We start from the raw sequence: 21,811 nt of genomic DNA on the forward strand, positions 1-21,811 counted from the left end.
TGCAGTTCAGCACCCGACCTCACGCTGGCCAGGCATTGCTTGATCGCGCCATCCATAACCTACCGTTTCCCCACGGATAAAAGTGGATGCGGATATGGGGTTCTTTTCGACACCAGCATCGATTTGGAGCTGCGCTTTGCTCGCCGTCGACCTACGAGGGGGAGAATCGCTCGAGTTGATAGGAGATGCTCGACAGGGCTGTGTCGGCAGTCATTTGACCCACGAGCACGGCCGTGCCGAACCCATTCAGGATGCCTAGAAGGATGGTTGCTTCAGCCTCCACGTCCAGATCTGGGCGCATCTCGCCATCGTCCCGTCCTCGGGCTAGTATTGCGACGATGCGCTCCCGAATGCGGTTGGGGCCGGCGATGAACGGATGGTTCGCGGTTCCAGGATCGGTCTGTGCCAGAATAGCGTACGACATCCAGAGCAAGTGGAACTGGCGGCTCGCGCCGTCGGTGGGCAATGCCTCCTCGAATAGGGTGAGCAGCATCGAACGCGCCATGGGCGGCCGGGGGAGTTCTGCAGCACGTCTCGCCCATCGCTGGTTGCTTTGCCGTTCGAGAAGTTCAAGGCCGGCTTGCATGAGCCCAGCTTTGGTCTCGAAATAATACTGCACCAGACGAAGCGAAATCCCGGCTTCGATCGCTACTGCACGAAGGGACACAGAGGCCAGTCCCTCGCGCGTCGCCACCCGCACAAAAGCTTCCAGTATCTCAGATCGGCGCTCTTCATGATCGACGGTTCGCGGCATCGCAGGGTTGCTCCAGGCTGTGGCGGGTATTATGATACAATCGTATCATAACGCGCAGTGAGTAGCTACGGTTTCATCATGACGTCATCCTCTCCACCCATTCCTCTTCGCCTTTGGGCGGTGGCCGCCATCACAGGTTCCGGCGCATTCATGGCGATGCTGGATTCCACCGTCGTCAACCTTGCTCTCGAAACGATCCGCATCGATTTCGATACTTCGCTTGCCAAAGTGCAATGGGTGGCGACGGGATATTTGATCGCTCTTGCGATGTCCCTACCTTTGACCGGCTGGCTCGGCCGGCGTTTCGGCCAAGCTCGGTTATGGGTCGTCGCCACACTTGCCTTTATCGCGACTTCTGTTCTTTGCGCCCTGTCGAGCGAACTTTGGTTGCTCGTTCTCGGGCGCTGCCTTCAAGGTCTGGCCGCTGGGCTGATGGTGCCTGCTGGCCAGGCGTTACTTTCGGCACTCGCTGATCGCCGTCAACTTGGCCGTCTGATGGGGACAGTAGGTCTCGCCGTAGCACTCGGACCCGCGCTCGGCCCCGGTTTCGGTGGGATGCTGATTGATGCGCTTTCGTGGCACTGGCTGTTCTGGATCAATGTTCCTGTCGGGGTTTTGGCGCTGGTCGCAGGCCGAACTGTGTTGCCGTTGGATAAGACGACAGAAGAACGCCCGCTGGATGTAAGAGGCTTCATGATGATGGGAGTCGGTTTGCCGCTCCTGCTTTGTGGCGCCGCGGAAATCGGCGTATCTGGATTGAGGCAGACTTCTGTTTTGGCTTTGGGCCTTGGGATGATGCTCACGATTGCATTCCTCCGGCATGCGCGGAAATCCATCGAGCCGCTAATTGATATGCGGCTGCTTAGCCGCCCGGGCTTCACCATGGCCGTGGTGACATCGGGGCTAACCGGCGCGGCCATGTATGGTGGTTTGTTGCTTTTTCCGCTCTATTTTCAGGACGTGTTGCGGCAGACGCCAACTGAGGCGGGATTGATGCTGCTCGCCATGGGGTTGGGATCAGCTTTGGCACTCCCCGTCGCCGGTGCTCTGACCGACCATAAGGGACCTGCTATCGTATGCCTGGCCGGAAGCATGCTACTCATGATTGGCACCGCGCCGTTTTTCGTCCTGCCGCACCTGCCAATAGCCGGCTTCGCGGGTGTGCTCTTTCTACGGGGCATCGGATTGGCTCTTGCGCAGATGCCTGCCATGACGGCCGCCTATGGAGCGGTCGAAAAGCATGAGACAGGAGACGCCGCTACACTGGTCAACATCGCCCAACGACTGGGCGGCGCGCTTGGGGCGATAGCGACCATCATCGTTCTTGCACACGATTCCTCGGGTGACGATGCAGGCCTCAAATGGGCACTTATGCTGCTACTCGGTTTCGCCATATCTGCGCTACTCACGTCGCGCGGCCTTCCCGACAAGAAATAATGTCGCCATCCGTGTCGGAAATATCCGCGTATTTGCGAGGAGATCGGTGCACTGAATTTTCAGCGGAATCTCGTCGCAAAACCCGGCCCTACGCGACGAATATCACGATACCGAGGGCTGCATTATCCCTTGTCAGACCGAAAGCGTCCCGTCCGTCTTCCACCCCGGTGCGGTCGTTGACAACAGCCCTGCGTGCTTAGGTTCGGAAATGTTCCCTCCACCGACGCCTTCGGGGCCGAAAGCGGCCTGACAGCTTTATAGGCGGCGGATAGTCTAAGCTGACGTGCATACACCCGAAAACGTTGGCGTCTTCGTCCCATAGCGGTCTGTTGAACTTCCATCGTGCTGCCCGTGGCACGTGTAAGAGCTGCCAATTGTTGTCGAGTAGCAATGGCATGGTTGGTGATGCGCTTACCGGGGCGGAGTTCCGATGTTTGTCTCCGCTTGGATCCGCAACTCCAAATCGTGGGCTTTTGACACGCCCAGGCTGACGAGTCGGCCAAGAACCGCGTCAATCCGACTGCGCGACGGGTGAGCCTGACGATACAGTGATGGATCCTCGCCCGCCGCCGCTTCGAACCATTCAGCGATCTTTCGACCAATTCCGAGCTCGTTCCACATTGCACGGTCGCCGTTCGTTACCTCGAGCCACGTCTCGACTGCGAACAGGAGGAAGTCGAGATGCCGCGCGGTTGGCGCGACGTTCAAGGTGTTGATCGTGCAGAGCGCGATGAAGGCTGTCGGGCCGCTCCGCATCATGGGGCGCACCGTTTCAAGAAGCGGATCGACGCGGTCAAACACGGCGGGAACTAGATAGGTTTTGGTGCCGGAGAAGGAATTGTGAAGGTTCATCAGCAGCATGCTGATTGTCGGACCGGTTTCGATGTCGATCCCGAGGTCTCCTCGGCGACGGTCCCAAGACCAACGGTCCAGCGCGAGCGTCCTCGTTACGAGCCGCTGCCGCAAATCGAACGCGCGATCTGACGGCCGGTTCGGCTCGTTGAAATAACGGACGTCGGCGGCGTGAATCAGCGTTTCGGCCACATCGCAGAACGGCCGATCGGGCAGCTCAAGGATCGGCTGCAGGATGAACTCGAAGCGACCCTGCGTGGCGTCCATCAAAGCTGACGCAGCCAACGAGTAGAACTGATGATTCCATGCGTCGGGCGTCTGATTCAGCTTGGCATCAGCGGAATAGCCATGACCGTTCAACCGCGCGGACCAAGGCGCATAGGCATCAACAATCTCCTCATACCAGCTTGGCAGAGCGTCACCTTCGCCTCTGAGCAGACTGACCCACCTTGCGAGTCCTTGATTGTCGACGCGAATTACGGCTTCCCTGGAACTACGCCTGAAAGAGTCATCATCACGCTTGAGCTCGACGCGTGAGCCGTTCGGTGAGAGGATCGCACGCGGCTGGCGCGAGAACGACGGCGTCTCTTCAGGGAGGTCTGGCCAGTTCGGCTCGGGCCCGCCATCGAGCCAGGCGATCTCCGCAGCAACCGCGTCGGCGTCCTGTCCCGATTTCTCCTTCTCGTAAGCCTCTCTAGTAGACTCGTCCTCGTCATGGGGATGCCAACGCCAACGACACGAGGTGAAAGCGATACGCACCGCGGCCTTGATCAGTTGCGGGTTGACCTCGTGGATGCTCTCACGCGCTGCGGTGATCGCGATTACGGCGGCGTGATCTTGCCGAGCGACTGTGCGAAGCAGGTGGTTGCGGTCCGAGACAAGCTGCCTCCGCCGCCAAAGATGGATGAGGGCGCATATGCCCTGCGCTGGCCGGTGGAAGTCCAGCCGTTCGTTCGAGTCGTGGTGGTCGACCTCTTCCGCCAAGGCTGCGGCAATCACGGTTCGAACCCAGTCCTCATGCTCGTCAAGGAGGGCATCGTCGCCGTCCCGCGCAACAAGCATGGCCGTCGAAATCAAGCGCGTCGATCGCGACTTGAGATAATCTGCATCGCTGTAGTCGGGTAGATCGCCGGCAGCATATTCGACGGCCTCGCGTGCCAGATCCGGCGAGCCTTTCGCTGGATCGCTGATTGCAAGCTGAATTCTCACCTCAATAGTGCTGGAACGCTCATGGGCCTGTCGGCGGGCCTCTAGGCGCTCGAGATGCTCGGCTTCAGCAGGTGGCGACCTGTAAGCGAAGCCGCCTTCGACCGCCACCCAGTTCGTCCGGTCGAGCATATTGAGTGCATAGGATCGCATGAAAGCGGGATCGCCGAAATTCGCTTCGTCGCTATACGAGCCGGCTTTTTCGACTGCCTCAGCCAACAAGGAGCGCACCTTCTGCCCGGAGTCATCCTCGCCGATGTAATAGGGGATAAGTCGCTCGAGCGAGATGGAGCGCGATTGGCGCTTTGCGAGATCGGCAAGCATGACGCGGCCTTTGGGCTCCTTCTGCAGCATCATCGCCCCTCCAAGACTCTCCAACGTCGAACGGGTGCGATCATTGGCAAGCAGGTCCGGGTTAGCCACAAACGGGACAAGCGCTTCGCGCGTCGTCGGCCAGTGAGATAGCAGCACGTCCAGCCCGATCAGCAGATAGGCGGCGCAGCTACCTTCCGGTCCAAGGATGTCCCGAAGAACCGCGTCAACATCTTCACCTCTATCGAGGCGCTCTTGTGACCAAGCTTCGAGTGCCATTAGTCCAGAAGACGCAGAGTATTCCTGCGCTTGGCTGGAGCGTGACCAGTAATAGGTCTGCACCCATGGAAAAAAGCGCGGCTTTCCGTCGAAAACGATAGTAAAGCCGTCCGTTCCCGCCTTCACGCCATCCGCGCGGTGCGCAACCGCCGCGTCAACGAGTGTTCGGATTAGGCCGAGTCCGATCTCGGGGTCTGCATCGAGCAAGTCTAAAAAGGGAGGCTGCGCTGGCGACACCGGCATGTAGTCGGTATCCGCAAAGCCGAACGCGCCGTTCAGGGTATCCCGTCGTGATCGGCCTCGACGTGGCTGTTCAATAAGAGTGGACGTGATAAGCGCCGCAAGTTCGTTCGGCGCGACGCTGGCCAAGGCCTTGCTGAACCGCCGAATTGCCTTCACCTTGTAGTGATCGTTCTCTTTCGCGATCGCCGTCAAATAGGCCTTCGTGTCTTCCGGCGCGTGCGACGCCATAAGAAGCGCCATAGTTCGAAGATCCTCGATCAACGTCGTGCGCGACTGGCGTTCTAACCGTGGCGCATCCGCGGCACCCGGGATCGTGATGTTAGTGTCACGCAAGTCGAGTTGCATCAGCCAGCCGAAGAACATCTTCGCCGTTACCCGTCCGAGTTCGCGGACGCTCATAATCGTGAGGAACAGGACTTCAGCGAGCTTCACGATGCCAGCGATCGCTTGGATTGGGATATCTTCGGCATTCACAGCGCACCACATGAGAACCGTCGGCGCCGATAGCGTCGTGGCGATGCGCAAAGAGCCCGGTGCCTCGACAGGAAGCTCAGCGCCCGTCGCGGCGATCTCCTTGAAGGCGGATGCGGCCGAGATCGTTTCGGTCGCGACGATGGCGGTACAGATCTCGACGAGCAACGCGCCCCCATCGGCAAGCAATGCAGCGCGGCAGCGGCTCAGAAGCCGCGACGACAGCTCGGATCGCACGATCGCCATGAGTGCCTGGCGACGCCATGCATCATGGGCGCCTGGTCGCGAGAGGGCCCCAAGGAGGGCCGTCCAGTTCGAGCCGTCCGGTCCCTGTTCAAGCGCGAAGCGACCGGCAAATTCGATACCACGTGCCACCCGCGGCGATGGCGGTACGGAAAGATCGACGTTGTCGAGTAACGTGATGTCTTCGTTGAGGCGCGCGCCGATAGACCAGTCGCGGAGTACGTCATGGTAGAAGCTGAGACGGTCGCGCTTCGGTTCGGACAGGGTCAGGCTACGCAGTAGATGAGCTCGTGCCGGTGTGTCCGTCGACGCCTCTACCAGGTCCTGTCCTGCCAGCGCCGCTTCTGCTAGCTCGGCTAAGAGCCGTTGCGCCGGACGGACATCATCTGGCTTTGCGCCATCGGCACTTTTCCACCATCGGTCGGCGAGCGCCGCTTCAGTACGAATGTTGGCCGAGCTCGGGACCTTGAGCAATTGGGCCAACCGATAGAGATTGCGCGCAATGCTCGCGGCCGGATGATCCCGCGACAGCAGAGCGCGCAGTTCCGGGGCCGCAGTGCTCAGGGCTGCAACCTCGTCGTCGTTCAGTTCGCCCACGACCACTTGGCAGGGCGTACCCAACTTCGCGAGTGCGTCTTCGGCGACCCAGCCAGTGTCTTCGACGCCGACATCGGGCCGTTTGGACACGACTACGGAGAAGCCTGGGACCTCTGCAATCTCGCGCAGCAAGTCATTCACTGTGCGGCGGCGCTCGACGGACGTGAACATCTCGAGGCCGTCAATGAACAAGGCCCCGCCACCTCCGGCCGCCAGGTCCCACAAGAAATTCTTGGCGGTCCCGGGCATTTCGAGACGTTGCGCGAGCGCCGACCATCCCCCGTCGGGCGTGCCTACGGGATCAAGGACGATGACATGGCCCTCACGGCCTATCCGCTCAGCAAAATGTCTCAAGACCCAGGACTTGCCCACGCCCGGTTTACCAATGATCTCAATGAAGCGATTCCCGTCGCGCGCTTTCTCGAGATCGGCAAGCGCGCCAAGGCGGGGGAGATTGACGCCGCCGACAGTGGTCCCGATCTCCATGAGTGCGTGGCGCGACATCTCCGCCAGCTTGGCGCGCGCTTGCGAAAAATTCTGATCGCCGACAAGGTGGAAGCCACGCGTCGTCAGCCTCTCGATGAGCGATTGGAGCGTGACCGAGCCACCGGCCTTTCCCGTCTCGATGACGATTTCGATGAGATTGCTCCAAAGTGCCTCGGCACGTGTCGCATCTTCCGGCGCGAGGACCTGACGGGCCAGTGTCAGAGCATGGGCCTTCGCCTCCGGTGCAGCAGATTCGAAATCGAACTCGAGGATCATGAACCTGCGGATTATGGCCCAGACGGCTTCGTCCTCGTCCGCCACTCCGTGAGCCACAAGATTGCTGCGGAACGCTTTGGCGAAACTGCGCATCTCCTCGCTGGCGACACCTGGGAGGGCTAACCGAGCGAATAATTGAACGCCGCTTTCCGCTCTATGCGCCCATTCGAGCACGTCCTGATAGGGGCCAGAGATAGAATAGCTGGTTCGCTGGGTCGCAACCGCCAGTAAATGGCGGTCCGTCGGCTTCTGAGCGGGATTGCTGCGCACGATCTGTTCGCAGACGCCCTTAAAGATAGGGTCTTTGGGCGAAAAGCGGATTGTGCGTTTCGACTGGATCTCGAGAAGCGCGGTGCCTTTGTCCGAAACACCGTGCACGATCAGGTCATCGAGGGCATAGCCTTCATTCTCGCCCTGAAGCTGCACCCGCTCGATCCTCGCATTGGGGAGGCCGCGCGCGTCGCTGCCAGCGAGCATCTGCAGGAGATAATAGGCGCCAAGCTGGCCCTCAATATAGGTGCCGGCGCCCCCGCGCCCGACCGGACTGGAGCCGCTCTTTACTGGTCTCGAATTCTTTTCGGGGGTTTCATTCACTGTCGGCGTCCGTATCTGGAGCTTCCCTACCATTTGTTCTCTGCGATGCCGTGGTCGCGGATGTAGATCGACTTTTTTCGGGGCCATCTTTAGATCGGCTCGCAGATCAAACCACCGCCGTGCTTGTTTTTGAAGCGCTTGCGCCGCTTTCCGCCGTCACGACCGATACGGAAATCATTTCTCTGATCCCAGCGCTAATAGCTGCTTATCATGATCTTTGTATTTGCAAAGCCATACCGCCGCTTGTCCGCTTCGCGCCGATACCCCGGACCTTGGACCCTTTAAGTTCAACGGCTGCTTTCAGAAACCCCAAGTTTGGTCTCGAACGACCGCCATAAGGCGCATAGCGGCCAAAGCCTCGCATCCCGCGTCTGCGCAGGGTCGAAATTCGACTAATCGACCAGAAGCGGTTCGAACTTTTCCCCCGTCAGACGCTGCCGGTTCTACGCTTCTTCGTCCGCTGGTTGTTCCCGCTCTTTGCACGGGCGTAGATTCGGCGGTTATCGGGGCCTTAGAGTATAGTCGGCGATATTTTGCACGCCGAACGGGATAAAACTGAGAAGCCCTCTCTTATTGTATTTACAATGTTTTCTTGACGGCAGCGCTCGGAAGGCGCCTGAGGGGCTGACGAGTGGCAGAGCGCAGGCTGGAACGCCTACCTTAGGCTAACGTCCACTATCTCGGCCGTTATAAGAGTTAGCGTGTGCGTATGTAGACATTGCGAGCCAATATGCCGTCAAATTGTCTTTCTTTAACGTCCATTATCTCGTACACTATAGGCGTTAGTGTGCGAGTAAATAAGCGCAAGGATGGACGCCATGCAACCCGTATCCCCCCTGCCGATCCCGGCTAAAAGGGCCCTGCGTAAGCTCGGGCAAGACATGAGGGATGCCCGCAAGCGCCGCCGGATCCCCATGGAATTGATGGCGGAACGCGCTCGCATTAGCCGCTCCACCCTCACAAAGGTTGAGAAGGGAGATGAATCCGTGGCGCTCGGTATCTATGCCTCGGTGCTCTTTGCACTCGGGCTGGTGGGAGGTCTTGGCAATCTTGCCGACCCGGCCACGGACACGGTCGGTCGTTCGATCGAAGAGCGCAACCTTCCGGAGCGCGTCCGTCTTGCCGGAACCCGTCCGAAAAAGGCACATCCCAAAGCCAGCACGGGAGGCAGCGATGACTGACCGGCTGGCCTACATCTATGCTGACCTTGACCGGAAACCGCATCTTGTCGGCCGCCTCTACGCCCATAACAACAAGGCAAAGGAGACAGCGTCGTTTGAATACGAAGCGGGGTGGCTGGCGAACCCTCTGCGCTATTCGCTCGAACCCGCGCTGAACCTTGGCGCGGGTCATTTCTACACGCCCAGGAGCCTGTTTGGGTCTCTTGGTGATTCCGCCCCTGACCGCTGGGGCCGGACGCTGATGAAGCGTGCTGAAGCCCGCCGGGCGGAGAGCGAAAAGACCAAAGCTCGTGCGCTTTACGAGTTTGATTACCTTCTTCTCGTCCATGACGAGACCCGGCAAGGCGCACTACGCTTTTCGGAGGAGCCTGGCGGAAAATTCCTTGCCCATGACAGCGATCCAGTACCGCCGCTCATCAATCTTCCGAAGCTGCTTTCCGCCACAGATGCGCTTCTCGACGACGCGGAGACGGCTGCTGAGCTTAAGCTGCTGCTGGCCCCCGGCTCTTCGCTCGGCGGCGCGCGCCCCAAGGCATCCGTACGCGAAAAGGATGGTCAACTGGCCATCGCCAAGTTCCCCAAGAAGGACGACGAGTACGCCGCCGTCGAATGGGAGTTCGTGGCGCTGGAACTGGCGAGGCAAGCCGGATTGGATGTCCCGGACTTCCGGCTGGAAACGATCGCCGGGCGCGCTGTAATCATTTTGAGGCGCTTTGATCGCGAAGGCGCAGCGCGTAGGCCCTTCCTGTCTGCTATGAGCATGATCGGCGCGGGCGACAACGAGGCTCACAGCTATCTCGAACTCATGGACGCCCTGCGCCAATATGGCGCGTCGCCCCACATTGACGGGGTTGAGCTGTGGCGACGCATCGTGTTCAGCATTCTGATTTCGAACACCGACGATCACCTCCGCAACCATGGCTTTCTTCATGAGGGCCAGAAGGGCTGGCGTCTTTCCCCCGTCTATGACGTGAACCCGGTGCCCGTCGAAGTGAAGGAGCGCGTTCTCACCACCGCCATCAGCGAGGAGGATGGCACCGCCTCACTCGATCTGGCCTTCACGGTCGCAGGGAACTTTGGCCTGAAAAGGAGGGATGCGGTAGCTGTGGCGGCCGAGGTGGGGGCAGCCGTAGCCAACTGGCGTGATATCGCCGCGCGGGCTGGGCTCAAGAAAAACGAGATCGATCGGATGGCGTCCGCATTCGAGCACGAAGACTTAAACAACGCGCGGGCTTGAGCTGCAAGAAGACCCAATCGGTGAGGCGCTCCTCATCAAGGCAGTTGTCTCCGACACCTCGGCGGTGATCGCCATGTCCGACCAAGTCGAGCGGGCGATGGGGGGCGTCGACGTCGCCGTCAACTGTGAAGGTGTCCTCAAGCTTGCCCGCCTTGCCGATTTTGACGACCAAATCTTCGACCAGACGATCGCCGTCAATCTCAAGGGAACGTTCAACGTATCGCGGGAGGCAAGGAAAAAGGGCACCAGCCTTGCGCCGTGTCGCGTCGCCATACCCGAAGCTGCGTTGATCACCGTACCACCATGACCCGAGCGCCGGTGTGGTAAATGTCGCCTGCTCGCGCTATGGACGTCACGTTCGTTGTCGCGAGCCTGAGCGGAGAATATTGGAACATGGCTGTCGTACTGACCACGCTGCCGAGCCTGGAATTTCACTTCGACTTCATCTCGCCCTTCGGCTACTTCGCCAGTTTGCGTATCGACGAAATCGCGGCTCGGCACGCGCGCGAAGTCGAATGGCAATCGATGCTGGTCGGCATCAGCGTGCTGAAGGTGATGGGGCTGAAGCCAATTCCCGAAACGCCGCTCAAGGGCGATTATGCGCGACGCGACGCCGAGCGCTACTGCCGCCGCCACGGGATCAAGCTGGCGCGCGAATTCGGCGCAAAGCCTTCCAACCCTCTGGCCGCCGGCCGATCCTTTCACTGGGCCAGACAGTACAGTGCTGAGCGCGCCAAGCCGCTGGCCCAAGCGCTCCTCGCCGCCTACTGGACGCAGGGACGGGATATAGGCGATCTGGAAACGGTGCTGGATATCGCGGCAGAATCGGGAATCGACCGATCTGCTCTGGCCGACGCCCACGCCCGCGGCGAGGCCTCGGACCTTCTAAAGGCCGCCGTCGACCGGTCCCTCGGCAAGGGCGTATTCGGCTCGCCCTTCTTCATCGTCGACAGTGAGCCTTTCTTCGGCGTCGAGAAGATGGAGTTGATGGAGGAGTGGCTGGCGACCGGCGGCTGGTAAGGCGGCGCCCTTACGGCACCACGAAGTCGAAGGGAAAGGAGAGCCGCGACATGTGCTCGCTGACGATGCGGCGGCTGCGCGCCTCGTCGTCGGACGCAAGCGCGATCTCCACCCGGCGCTGGCCCAGTTCCTCGTGACAGGCAACGCCGATCAGACTTCCACCGGGAAGGAGCTCTCCCAACTGCTGCTTCAGTGCATGCTCGACCGCCAGGCGCCGCAGGGCCGGCTTGAACACCTTCCCCGTTGTCGTCAGAGGAATGTCGTCCAGCACATAGAGATGCTTGGGCACGGCTGCCGGTTCGGGAATGTGTCCGCGCACGTTTTCGAGAACCTTCCAGGGATCGCCGGTGCTCGACGCCTTGAGCTTGAGGAAGGCGACCGGCAGCTCTCCCGCATACGGATCGGGCTGGCCGACCGCTGCACACAGCTCGACGTCGGGGTGGCGCATCAATGCTTCCTCGATCACCAGCGGATCGATGTTGTGGCCGCCACGGATAATAACGTCCTTCGACCGTCCCAGCACGACCACTTGGCCATCCGGATCGATCCGGCCCGTATCCCCGGTGGCGAGCCAGCCTTCCGCCAGCAACGCTGGCGCCGACAATCGCTCGTCACTGTATCCGGGGCTGACACTGACGCCGCGGATCGCCAATAGCCCGTGCGTCCCGCGCTCCAACGGGCGACCTGGATCGGGACGGCCCTCGCTGTCGGGCGCAAAGACAGCGACCTCGGTGAAGGGAAGCCGCCAGCCGGAGGATCCTTGGCGCCGTTCGGCATGTCTCGGCACGGCAGAGATCATGCCGGCCGCCTCGGTCATGCCGTAGATACTGCGCACAGGAATGGCAAAGCGCGTCTCGAAGGCGGAGGCAAGCCCCGCGGGCATCGGCGAGCCACCGCCAAACAGTGCCTTGACGCCCGATATGTCGACACCTTCGGCCGGCCTGCCGAGCAGCGTGGAGACGAAAGTTGGACCGCCCGAGAGCAGCGTCACGCCATGACGTTCGACGATTTGCCAGTAGTCACGCACGAAGGTCTTGCTGCGCATTCCGAGCTTGGAAGGGATCAATGTGGCGGCGCCGGCGGCGATGGCGCTGCCTGCAAGCACGAAGGCGCCGGCGACATGAAACAGGGGAAAGCCGTTCACAACGACATCATCCGGTCCGATGTCGTAAAACATGCCGCCAAACCACGACACATGAACCTCGTTGGCATGGGCGTGCCGGACCAGCTTGGGCAGTCCGGTCGTCCCGCCCGTGTGAAAGAACGCGGCAATGTCGTCGGGCCCTATGCCGGGCTCAAATGCCAGTTCGGAAGGCTGGTCGGCGATTGACTCGACGTAATCGGCTATTCCGGAATCGGCCGGCGCGCCGACGGCGATGAGATGCTTCAGGGTCGTGGACCGGTTGCGGATCTCGAGGACCTTGCTCCAGATGTCTATTTCGGGATCAGGGCCGAGCGCGACGAGCACCTTGGCGCCCGAATGGTCGATGAGGTCGACGGCGTGCTCGACCGACAGCATGTAGTTGATAGGACAGACGCGGCCAGCCGCCTGGGCCCCGAAAAACGCGGTCATGGTCTCTGGCATGGTCGGCAGCAGCAGCGCGACCGTATCTTGCCTCCCGACCCCCAGGCTGCGGAAGAGGTTGGCGGCACGGTTCACTGATGCCAGCAGCGTCTCGAAATCCATGACGTCGGGCCTGTCGCTTGCGGCACCGGTCGGCAGGTAGATGAGCGCAGGGCGGCTGCTATGAAGGCGGGCGGCGCGGCGCAGCAAATCATGCGTCGAACGAACGGGAACCACCGCTTCAAGGCTCAGCGCTTCAAGTTCCTCGACATCGGCCAGTGTTCGGATCGCGCGCCTGTGCCCGTCGGCCGGGGCGGCGGGAGTTGATCGGCTGTCGGGCATGGGCGCATTCATGTAGGGCTAACGGGCCGGTTTCAAATTTTTACGCCAGCATATTCCCCGGCCCTGCCTTGACTAGGCAGGCAAGCCGAACCCAAAGTTCCGCTCATGGAACACCCGACAGGTTCAGACCAGGATCACAGCGCATGCCGCGACGTTTCGACCTCAATGCGCTGATCCTGTTTCACGATGTCGTCCAGGCCCGCAGCATCAACAAGGCGGCGCTTGTGCTCGACATGCCCAAATCGACCATCAGCCGCCGGCTTCGCCTGCTTGAAGAGCAGCTCGGAACCACGTTGCTGAAGCGGGGATCGCGGGCGCTCGGGCTGACCGAGAGCGGCCAGGCGCTCTATCGGCGCTGCGAGCACATCATCGCCGAACTGGAACAAGCCAATCTTCAGGCCGCCGAGGTGCAGGACGAGATGGCGGGGGTGTTGCGCGTTAGCATGCCGGTCTTCTTTATCGGCTGGGTCAGCGAGGCCATTGCCGCATTTGCCAAGCGACATCCCGCGCTGAGACTGGAGATCGAGGCGCATAACCGCCAGGTCGACGTTGCCGAGGAACCCTTCGACGTCGTCATCCATTTCGGCAATCCGCCGGAGACCTACCACCCGTCGCGAAAGCTGGCGGAACTGCCACGCAGCTTCTATGCGACGCCGGCCTATCTTGCTGAGCGCGGCACACCGCTCACCTATCGGGAACTCGCTGACCACGACCTGATCCAGCACCAGTATCAGGTGCGCGACAAGGTCTTCCCATTCATCGAGCGTGCCGACGGCACCTTTACGCCGCCGACAGCACGCGCCGTGGCCAACCATGCGGTACTGGTGCGTGAACTGGTGCTCGGTGATCTCGGCATCGGCCTGATGCCCGACATCATGTGCAGGCAGGACGTGGCTGAAGGGCAATTGGTGCGAATTCCGCTGGACTGGCAAAGCCCGCCACTCTCGGCGTCGGCAACCTATCTGGCGCGACGCTACGCACCGGCCAAGATGCGGGCGTTCCTCGACTCCATCGCAACCTATCTCCAGAGCCACGCCTGAGGCTCCTCTGTTCCATCAGTCGAACACGCTGTTCATGACGGTTCCCCTACCGCCTAGCAGCGCCCGGCAGTAATGTCGGGCTGTCTGCGCCATCAATTTTTAGCGCAGACGGAACAAAAATGGCCCACGGAGGACATCAAACGATGTGTCGGGCCAAAGGAGGAAACATGAAATCGGCAGCTTTCTTGCTGGCAGGCTTGCTCATGGCGGCTCCCACGCAGGCACTTGCGCAAACGGTCACCGTCGGCACCGCCACCCCTGGTTCGCTCTTCCATTCGGCCGGCACGGCAGTGGCGAGCGTTGTCAATGAAAAGGCCGGCATGCGCGCAATGCTGCAGCCCTTCGCCAGCGCCAATGTCTATATACCCGCCGTCAACGAAGGCGACATCGACCTTGGGGTCGGCACCGCGCATGAAATCGGCGCTGCGCTTGTCGGTGCGGAGCACTTCGAAGGACGTCCCCAGGAGGGTCTTCGTGCGGTTGGAACGATGTTCCCGCTGCGTTTCGGCATCTTCGTGCGGGCCGATTCCGATATTGAAACGCTTGCCGATTTGCGCGGCCGGACGCTGCCTGGCGGCTACAGTAGCCAGCAAATCGCGGCGACTATGATGGACGCGATCTATACCTCGGCCGGCCTGACTGTGGACGACGTCGAGACCGTCACCGTAGCCAACACCGTGGCCGGCGCCGACGATTTCGCAACGGGCCGTGTCGATGCTTTCTTTTTCGCCCTCGGAGCAGCCAAGGTCAGCGAAGTTGATGCGGCGGTGGGCGGCTTGCGCGTCCTACCCTTCAAGAACACTGAAGAAGAACTCGAAGCAGTACGCCAGTTCCTGCCGCAGGCCTATTTCCGCGAGGAACAGCCGGGTCCTGCCAATCCCGGCATCGAAGAACCGATGATGGCGCTCGCCATCGACGCGGTCGCCTTCGCAAGCGCCTCGACTAGCGACGACGTGATCTACGCCGTCACCAAGGCGTTGCATGAGAACAAGGACGCATTGGTCGCCAGTTTCCCCGCCTTCCGGGGTTTTGAACCCGACTCCATGGCACGGCCGCTCGATCCCATCGAATACCATCCCGGCGCCCTTCGGTATTTCGAGGAAATCGGCATCGCCGACGACGAATAGTCCCAAGCCACACGCAGACGAGCGCCGACCATGTCCGACAACGCCTCCTCGATGGAAGACAGCTCGCATCCGTACACTGCAGGCGCGGTAGGCCGGTTGAAGATCGCGCTCGCTTCGGCAATCACAATCGCCGCCCTCATGTGGGGCGGCGATCTCTTTCGTCGCGTGGGGATCGACATCCTAACGCAGCAATTCGTCGCCGCGATGCTGGCGGTCAGCCTGGCATTGGCCTTCCTTCATCTGCCCGCACGTCGTGATACGCAGCGGAGGCAAGTTCCCTGGTACGACTGGCTGTTCGCGCTGGCCGGTCTGGCTTCGGGGATGTACCTCGCCGTCAACATTCCCAGCCTCGTCGACCTAATCCTCATGCGCCCCCGAGGCGGGGTGATCGCCGGCGGGGCGATGATCCTGCTCAGCGTCGAAGCGCTGCGCCGTTCTAGCGGCTGGTCGCTGCCGATCATCATCATCCTGTTCCTGCTCTACGGGCTCTACGGGCACCTGATGCCCGCACCGCTCGACGGGCGTTCGTCGGACGTGGAGCGGCTGGCCGCCTATCTGGCAATCGACGTGAACGGCATGCTCGGCACGCCGATCATCGTCGCCTGCACGGTCATTGTCGCCTTCCTCCTTTTCGGCAGCCTGCTGATGGCCACCGGAGGCGCGGCCTTTCTGTCGGACCTGTCGCTTGCCCTGATGGGCAGGTTCCGAGGAGGACCCGGCAAGATCGCGGTCCTGGCCTCCCTGCTTTTCGGCTCGATCTCCGGTAGCGCGGTGGCCAACGTGGTGGCGTCGGGTGTCATCACGATCCCATTGATGAAGCGGGCCGGCTATGCGCCCGCACGTGCCGGCGCCATCGAGGCGGTGGCCTCGACCGGCGGGCAGCTGATGCCGCCCGTCATGGGGGCCTCGGCCTTTTTGATCGCCGAGTTCCTTCAGATCCCGTTTTCCGAGGTGCTGCTGGCAGCGCTCGTTCCCGCCATCCTCTACTACCTGGCGCTCTTCATTCAGGTCGATCTCGAAGCCGGAAAGGCGGCCATCGCCGCGATCCCGCTTTCCGAACTTCCGAAGACGCTTTCTGTCCTGAAGGCAGGCTGGCACTTCTTCCTGCCCTTCGCGGTGATGATCTACGCACTGTTCTCGCTGAACTGGCAGCCGCAAATGGCGGTTGTCGCCGCGATCTTCACGCTGATCGTGCTTTCGGCAGTGTTCGGATACAAGGGCAAGCGGCCGTCCCTGAGCGCCATGCTGCAGAGCGTGCACCGGACAGGGCTGAGCGCTGTGGACATCATCGTCATCTGTGCCGGCGCCGGCGTGGTGATCGGCATCTTGTCGATCTCCGGTCTCGGCTTCAGCCTGACGCTGACCCTGGTCCAGATCGGACGCGGCAACCTCTTGCTGCTTCTGGCGATCTCGGCGGTTGTCTGCATCATCCTCGGCATGGGGCTGCCGACCGTGGGCGTTTACGTGCTGCTGGCCGCGCTCGTCGCGCCCGCCATCATCGAGCTCGGGGTGACGCCGATCTCGGCCCATCTTTATGTGATGTATTTCGGGCTATTGTCCTTCGTCACGCCACCGGTCGCCGTCGCCGCCTTTGCGGCTGCTTCGATCGCCAGGGCCGATCCGCTGGCGACGGCCCTGGAATCGATGCGATTTGGCTGGACAGCCTATATCGTGCCGTTCCTCTTCGTGTTCTCGCCAGCCCTGGTCATGCAGGGCGAAGCCGTTGAAATCGCCATGGCGGTCGCAACGGCTGTGTTCGGGGTTTTCCTAGGATCCGTCGGGATCGTCGGCTTCATGACAAGACGTCTGGCTATCCTCCACCGCGTCGCCTTCCTCAGCACAGGCATTATGGCACTGATTCCGGCCGGGGCGTTTTCCGGCGCGGTCTACACGGACATAGCGGGCGTTGGCCTCGGCGTGGTGCTTGTCGCTTGCGAACTGTGGCTGGGCATAAACCGCGGCGCGCCGAGCAATCGCCCCCTTGGTCGTCCGAGCACGCCGCATGAGGGCTGAAAACGTCAAACCTCTCGCTTCGTACCGAAGGGTGACGGCTCTCGGACGTGCGCCTGTCCGGAGGAGCGGAGCTGCTTGCCGGGCTTTGCCGGACGGCCGGCTGGTTGCGCCGGAAATCGCATCGGAGTGAGAGGGAGCCAACTGCCAATACAAGGGCTGCAGGCTTACCGGATCTGTCCAGACCTAGTCGAGCGCGTCCAGGATCTTTCGTTTTCGCGTACCATCACTGGATGATGAAGGGACCCATGAGCTCCTTGCATGCCGCTTTACTCGGAGAGGAGGCTTTCCACGTCGCTCTAGGCCGATAGAATACAGCCTCTGAATCGCCGGCTCGGTGTCTAGCACGTCCTCATCCTGCGATGATTCCACATAGGCCGAACCGGATGGCCCGGTCAGGGTGATGAGCTCGACGCGCCCGATGCCGAGCACCAGCCTGGACAGCGCGTGACCGGCCTCGTGAACGGCCATGCGGCGGCGCATGGGTTCAGGCCGTTTCGGTCTTGCGCCTGCCAGCAGGCGATCGAGATCGGCGTGGGTTATCGGTCGCCCCTGCCTGCGCGCACGTTGGCGCGCTGCTACCGTCCCGGATAAGCAAGCCGGCGATGCATATTGGGTGCATGGCGATCATCCAACCACGGATGGCCCCATTGTTGATCTTCGCTTTCATGCCAGGAAGAGCCGCCGCTAGCTTGCGCCGTGAGACGAGCACGCTTTCAATGGCAACACGATCGCCCGAATTCGTACGATCCTTGGCGGATTTTGCTCGCAAGACGGTAGTCATTGGTTCCGTCCTTCTCCCGAATGGTCTAGATGACTGACTACAGCGTGTTTTCGCATGGTGGCATCGGGCGGAGGTGAGTGCTTGCAGCGAGCCGGTGGAACGACCATCAAGAAGATTGCCGACGAATTGGGTGTTCATCCTTCGACCGTTTCGCGTGCGCTTAACCCGTCGACGCGCGGACTGATCGGTAAGGAGACGAGCGAACGCATCGAACGTGCCGCCAAGAAGCTCGGCTATTATCCCAATGCCGCGGCCGCAAGTCTACGGACCGGCCGTTCGAAACTGATCGGCGTCTTTCTCCCCGACATCAGCAATCCGGTGTTTTCGCCGATTCTCAGCGGCATTGCGGAGGTGACTTCGGATAGCGGCTTCGCCACGATCGTCGCCGATGTCGGCACCGAATCCCGCAGCCAGACCGAAATGATGTTCGAACTCGTCGCGCGTCGGGTCGAGGGGCTGATCCTGGCGACCGTAAGCCGCAACGATGATCTGGTACAGCAATGCATGAACGAAGGGCTGCCGGTCGTCCTCGTGAACCGCGCCGAGAGCCTGATGCGCGTATCCTCCGTGACGTCGGACGACGTGCACGGCATGCGGCTGGCTATTCAGCATCTCCATTCCCTGGGACACCGACGCATCGGCCATCTGGCCGGGCCGCAACACCTGTCCACGGGCTTTCTTCGCAGCAATGGTTTTAAAGACGCCGTTGCGGCGCTTGAGATGGACCCGGCCGATACACCGATCGTGGAAAGCAACGCGTATACCCGCCCTGCTGGCGCAGCCGCCATGCATGCATTGCGCGCGCTGAAGCCGGACCTGACGGCCGTGGTCGCCTCGAATGATCTCGTGGCGCTCGGTGCCTATGATGCGTTGCAGGCCGCTGGCCTCAGCGTACCCGACGATATTTCCGTCGTCGGCCACAACGACATGCCGCTGGTCGACATGGTGCACCCTCCGCTGACCACTATCCGCATCAGCCACCGTGAACTCGGCCGCGAAGCGGCCCGACTGTTGATGAGCGAGATCAACCACGACGGCGGTGCGCGGCGCAGTATCGTGCTGGCGCCTGAACTCGTTGTACGGGGGTCTACGCGCAAGGCGTAGCCCCGCGACGTCAATCCGATCAGGCCGCGGTCCTGCCCGGAAACCTTGGAATGGCATCCAGCAATGCGCGCGTATAGTCGCTGCGGGGGCGTTCGAAGATATCCTCGGTGAGACCGATGTCGGTAAACCGGCCATGCTGGAGCACGCCGACCTGATGGCACAGGTTCCGCACTACGCCCAGATCATGCGAGATGAAGACATAGCTTAGACCTCGCTCTTCCTGCAGGCGCCGCAGTAGCGCAATCACTTGGGCTTGTGTCGAAACATCCAGCGCGCTCACCGCCTCGTCGCAGATCACGAGGCGCGGATCGCAGGCCAGTGCACGCGCGATGGCGACCCGCTGTTGCTGGCCACCGGAAAGCTCGTCGGGATAACGGTCGCCGAGATGGCGTGCCAGGCCGACATCGTCGAACAGCCGGTCGACGCGCTCGTCCAGCTCGCGGCCTTGCAGCCCGAGATGAAAGTGCACGGCCTCTGCCACGGTGTCGCGCGCCAACATGCGGGCGTTGAGCGAAAGGCGCGGGCTCTGGAAAACCACCTGCACAGCACGCCGATAGGCCAACGGGGTCGTTCCCTCCGGCCAATCGGTGACAGTCTCACCATCAAACCCAATAGTACCGCCGAGCACGGGGATCTGGCGCAAGATAGCTTTCCCGATCGTACTCTTGCCCGATCCGGATTCCCCCACCAATCCGAAGGTCTCGCCGCGCTTGACTGAGAACGAGACGCCGTGGACGACCTGGCCGTATCGCGGTGTGCCCCAGATGGAGCGGCCCTTCTCGTAACGGATGGTGAGGTCTTCGACCCTGAGGATGACGTCATCGTTGGGCGCGTTCATCGTGCCGTCCCCATCGGGCCGTCCAGCATCTCGCGGGCGTGCAGAAGCTGGCGCGTATACGCGTGCTTCGGATCCGCAAACAGTGCGGAAGTCGTACCTTCCTCGACGAGTTCGCCGAGTTTCATCACGCCGACGCGGTCACAGAGTTGGGCGACGACTGCCAGATCGTGGGTGATGAAAAGAATCGACATTCCCAGCGTCTCGCGCAGCCGCAGCATCAGATCGAGTACCTGCTTCTGCACCGTTACGTCGAGCGCGGTCGTGGGTTCGTCGGCGATCAGCAACTTCGGCCTGCATATCAATGCTGCCGCGATCATGGCACGCTGGGCCATGCCGCCTGAGAACTGGTGCGGATAATCGTTCAGCCGGTTGCGCGCGTCGATGACGCCAACGAGGTCGAGCAGCTCGGCAGCGCGCTCCAGCGCCTGCTTGCGTGAAATCCCTTCATGGCGCACCAGCCCCTCGATCATCTGGTCGCCGATCTTGTGAACCGGCGAAAGCGCCATCATCGGGTCCTGGAACACCGTTCCGATGTCCCGGCCGCGAATGGCCCGCATCTGGCGCTCGGGCAGGCCGACCAATTCCTTCCCATCGAGGAGAATGGAACCACTGCTGACGCGCCCTGGTCTTGGAGCCTGGCCGAGTATGGCGGCAGTGGTCATCGACTTGCCGGAACCAGACTCACCGACCAGGCCATAGATTTCCCCGGGGGCGATGGCGAAGGAAACGTCACTGACAACCTTCTGGTAAGCGCCGCCATGCGAGGGAAACTCGACACTGACATGCGACAGGCGCAGCACACTGTTGGACTGCGCTTCCGCGGCGGCGGGGCTGTCGGCGACCACGGGTTCGGCCGCAACCGGCTCCGGCTTCTTGCGACGGCTGATAACGAGGTCACTGTTGAACGCATCGCGAAAGCCGTCGCCGAGCAGATTGAAGGCGAGCACGGTGATGGTGATAGCGGCGCCCGGCACCAGTGACAGAAGCGGCTGCTGGATCTGGAAGCGGCGGGCGTCGTCAAGCATTGCGCCCCAGCTCGGGCTGCCGGTGGCGACGCCAAGACCGAGGAAGCTCAGCATCGCTTCCAGCAAGATCGCCACGCCGGCGAGGATCGACGTTTGCACCGCGATCGGGCCGATGGCGTTGGGCAGGATGTGGCGGAACAGGATGCGCGGCACCGAATAGCCCTGGATTTCCGCCGCCTGGACATAAGCCTTTGGGCGTTCAGCCAAGACCACGGCCCGGGTGAGCCGCAGATAGGACATCGCGAAACCAAGGCTGACGGCGAGCATCGCGTTGGTCAGGCCGCGACCGAAGATGGCGATGAAGGTGAAAGCGAAGAGCAGCATCGGGATCGCCTGCTCAACCTCGACGAGGCGCATGACGATGCGGTCCCACCAGCCGCCGCGATAGGCGACGAAGAGCCCGATCGGTACGCCGACGAGCAGCGCCGGACCGACCGCCATCGCCACTGCGTGGAGCGCGACGCGACCGCCCCACATCGCACGTGAAAGAAGATCGCGGCCGAGGTCGTCGGTGCCCAGCCAGTTGTTGGAAGAGAAGCCTTGCAGTCGGCGCATGACGCTCGACGCGTTGGGATCGTGCGGTGCCAGATAGCTGGCGAACAGCGCCACGATGACGAGTAGGATCACCCAGCATAGCGCGAACACCGTCGATGGCTGCGAGAGCAGCCGTGCGAGGAAGCCGGGCCGGCGGTCGCTCGTCTGCGTAAGTGCAGCCTCGAGCGGCGCCTCCAGCGCGTTGGCTGCTTGGTCGCTCATGTCAGAACATCTCCGTCATGGATGCCGCAGTCC

At 61.6% G+C, this 21,811-nt stretch carries 14 protein-coding genes; 9 read left to right on the forward strand and 5 right to left on the reverse strand.

Annotated elements, in window-relative coordinates; translation table 11 throughout:
• Positions 1-151: 151 nt before the first annotated feature.
• Positions 152-754, reverse strand: coding sequence for a TetR/AcrR family transcriptional regulator (locus tag AAFN84_RS18490; RefSeq protein ID WP_347516113.1), 603 nt, complete (start codon positions 752-754; stop codon positions 152-154).
• A gap of 150 nt (positions 755-904) precedes the next feature.
• Between AAFN84_RS18490 and AAFN84_RS18495 the strand changes: the two genes are divergently transcribed.
• Positions 905-2,191: a DHA2 family efflux MFS transporter permease subunit gene (locus AAFN84_RS18495; protein WP_347516114.1), complete on the forward strand. Its 1,287-nt coding sequence runs from the start codon at positions 905-907 to the stop codon at positions 2,189-2,191.
• Positions 2,192-2,602: 411 nt separating this feature from the next.
• Here the strand turns inward: AAFN84_RS18495 and AAFN84_RS18500 are convergent, their stop codons facing one another.
• Complete coding sequence (locus AAFN84_RS18500) at positions 2,603-7,750, reverse strand: hypothetical protein (protein ID WP_347516115.1); 5,148 nt, start codon at positions 7,748-7,750, stop codon at positions 2,603-2,605.
• A gap of 818 nt (positions 7,751-8,568) precedes the next feature.
• Here AAFN84_RS18500 and AAFN84_RS18505 point away from each other — a divergent pair.
• Genes AAFN84_RS18505 through AAFN84_RS18520 form a run of 4 tightly spaced genes read left to right on the forward strand, consistent with a single transcriptional unit; the run spans position 8,569 to position 11,188 of the window.
• A complete protein-coding gene (locus tag AAFN84_RS18505) occupies positions 8,569-8,931 on the forward strand; it encodes a hypothetical protein (RefSeq protein WP_347516116.1) in 363 nt (120 codons plus the stop codon).
• Positions 8,924-10,168 (forward strand): HipA domain-containing protein, encoded by a 1,245-nt coding sequence (locus AAFN84_RS18510; RefSeq protein WP_347516117.1) that lies wholly within the window; start codon positions 8,924-8,926, stop codon positions 10,166-10,168. Before AAFN84_RS18505 ends, AAFN84_RS18510 begins: the two co-directional genes overlap by 8 nt.
• 1 nt (position 10,169) lies before the next feature.
• A complete protein-coding gene (locus tag AAFN84_RS18515; RefSeq protein WP_347516231.1) occupies positions 10,170-10,475 on the forward strand; it encodes an SDR family NAD(P)-dependent oxidoreductase in 306 nt (101 codons plus the stop codon).
• A 38-nt stretch (positions 10,476-10,513) separates the two neighbouring features.
• Positions 10,514-11,188: a 2-hydroxychromene-2-carboxylate isomerase gene (locus AAFN84_RS18520; RefSeq protein WP_347516118.1), complete on the forward strand. Its 675-nt coding sequence runs from the start codon at positions 10,514-10,516 to the stop codon at positions 11,186-11,188.
• Positions 11,189-11,198: 10 nt separating this feature from the next.
• Here AAFN84_RS18520 and AAFN84_RS18525 read toward each other — a convergent pair whose 3' ends face one another.
• Entirely contained in the window at positions 11,199-13,094 is a 1,896-nt protein-coding gene (locus tag AAFN84_RS18525) for an AMP-binding protein (RefSeq protein ID WP_347516119.1), read from the reverse strand.
• A gap of 143 nt (positions 13,095-13,237) precedes the next feature.
• Here AAFN84_RS18525 and AAFN84_RS18530 point away from each other — a divergent pair, with 143 nt between their 5' ends.
• The 4 genes from AAFN84_RS18530 (at position 13,238) to AAFN84_RS18545 (ending at position 19,159) form a co-directional block, all read left to right on the forward strand.
• Positions 13,238-14,134 (forward strand): LysR substrate-binding domain-containing protein, encoded by an 897-nt coding sequence (locus tag AAFN84_RS18530; protein ID WP_347516120.1) that lies wholly within the window; start codon positions 13,238-13,240, stop codon positions 14,132-14,134.
• Positions 14,135-14,301: 167 nt separating this feature from the next.
• Positions 14,302-15,261 (forward strand): TAXI family TRAP transporter solute-binding subunit, encoded by a 960-nt coding sequence (locus tag AAFN84_RS18535; RefSeq protein ID WP_347516121.1) that lies wholly within the window; start codon positions 14,302-14,304, stop codon positions 15,259-15,261.
• 30 nt (positions 15,262-15,291) lie between these two features.
• Positions 15,292-17,274, forward strand: a complete 1,983-nt coding sequence (locus tag AAFN84_RS18540) for a TRAP transporter fused permease subunit (protein WP_347516122.1) — start codon at positions 15,292-15,294, stop codon at positions 17,272-17,274.
• Positions 17,275-18,136: 862 nt separating this feature from the next.
• Positions 18,137-19,159 (forward strand): LacI family DNA-binding transcriptional regulator, encoded by a 1,023-nt coding sequence (locus AAFN84_RS18545; protein WP_347516123.1) that lies wholly within the window; start codon positions 18,137-18,139, stop codon positions 19,157-19,159.
• 19 nt (positions 19,160-19,178) lie between these two features.
• Here the strand turns inward: AAFN84_RS18545 and AAFN84_RS18550 are convergent, their stop codons facing one another.
• A complete protein-coding gene (locus AAFN84_RS18550; RefSeq protein WP_347516124.1) occupies positions 19,179-19,997 on the reverse strand; it encodes an ATP-binding cassette domain-containing protein in 819 nt (272 codons plus the stop codon).
• Positions 19,994-21,778 (reverse strand): dipeptide/oligopeptide/nickel ABC transporter permease/ATP-binding protein, encoded by a 1,785-nt coding sequence (locus AAFN84_RS18555; RefSeq protein ID WP_347516125.1) that lies wholly within the window; start codon positions 21,776-21,778, stop codon positions 19,994-19,996. The genes AAFN84_RS18550 and AAFN84_RS18555 overlap by 4 nt, the downstream gene beginning before the upstream one ends.
• Between the last annotated feature and the right edge of the window lie 33 nt (positions 21,779-21,811).

The organism is Mesorhizobium sp. CAU 1741, assembly GCF_039839275.1.
In the GTDB taxonomy this organism is placed as follows: domain Bacteria; phylum Pseudomonadota; class Alphaproteobacteria; order Rhizobiales; family Rhizobiaceae; genus Aerobium.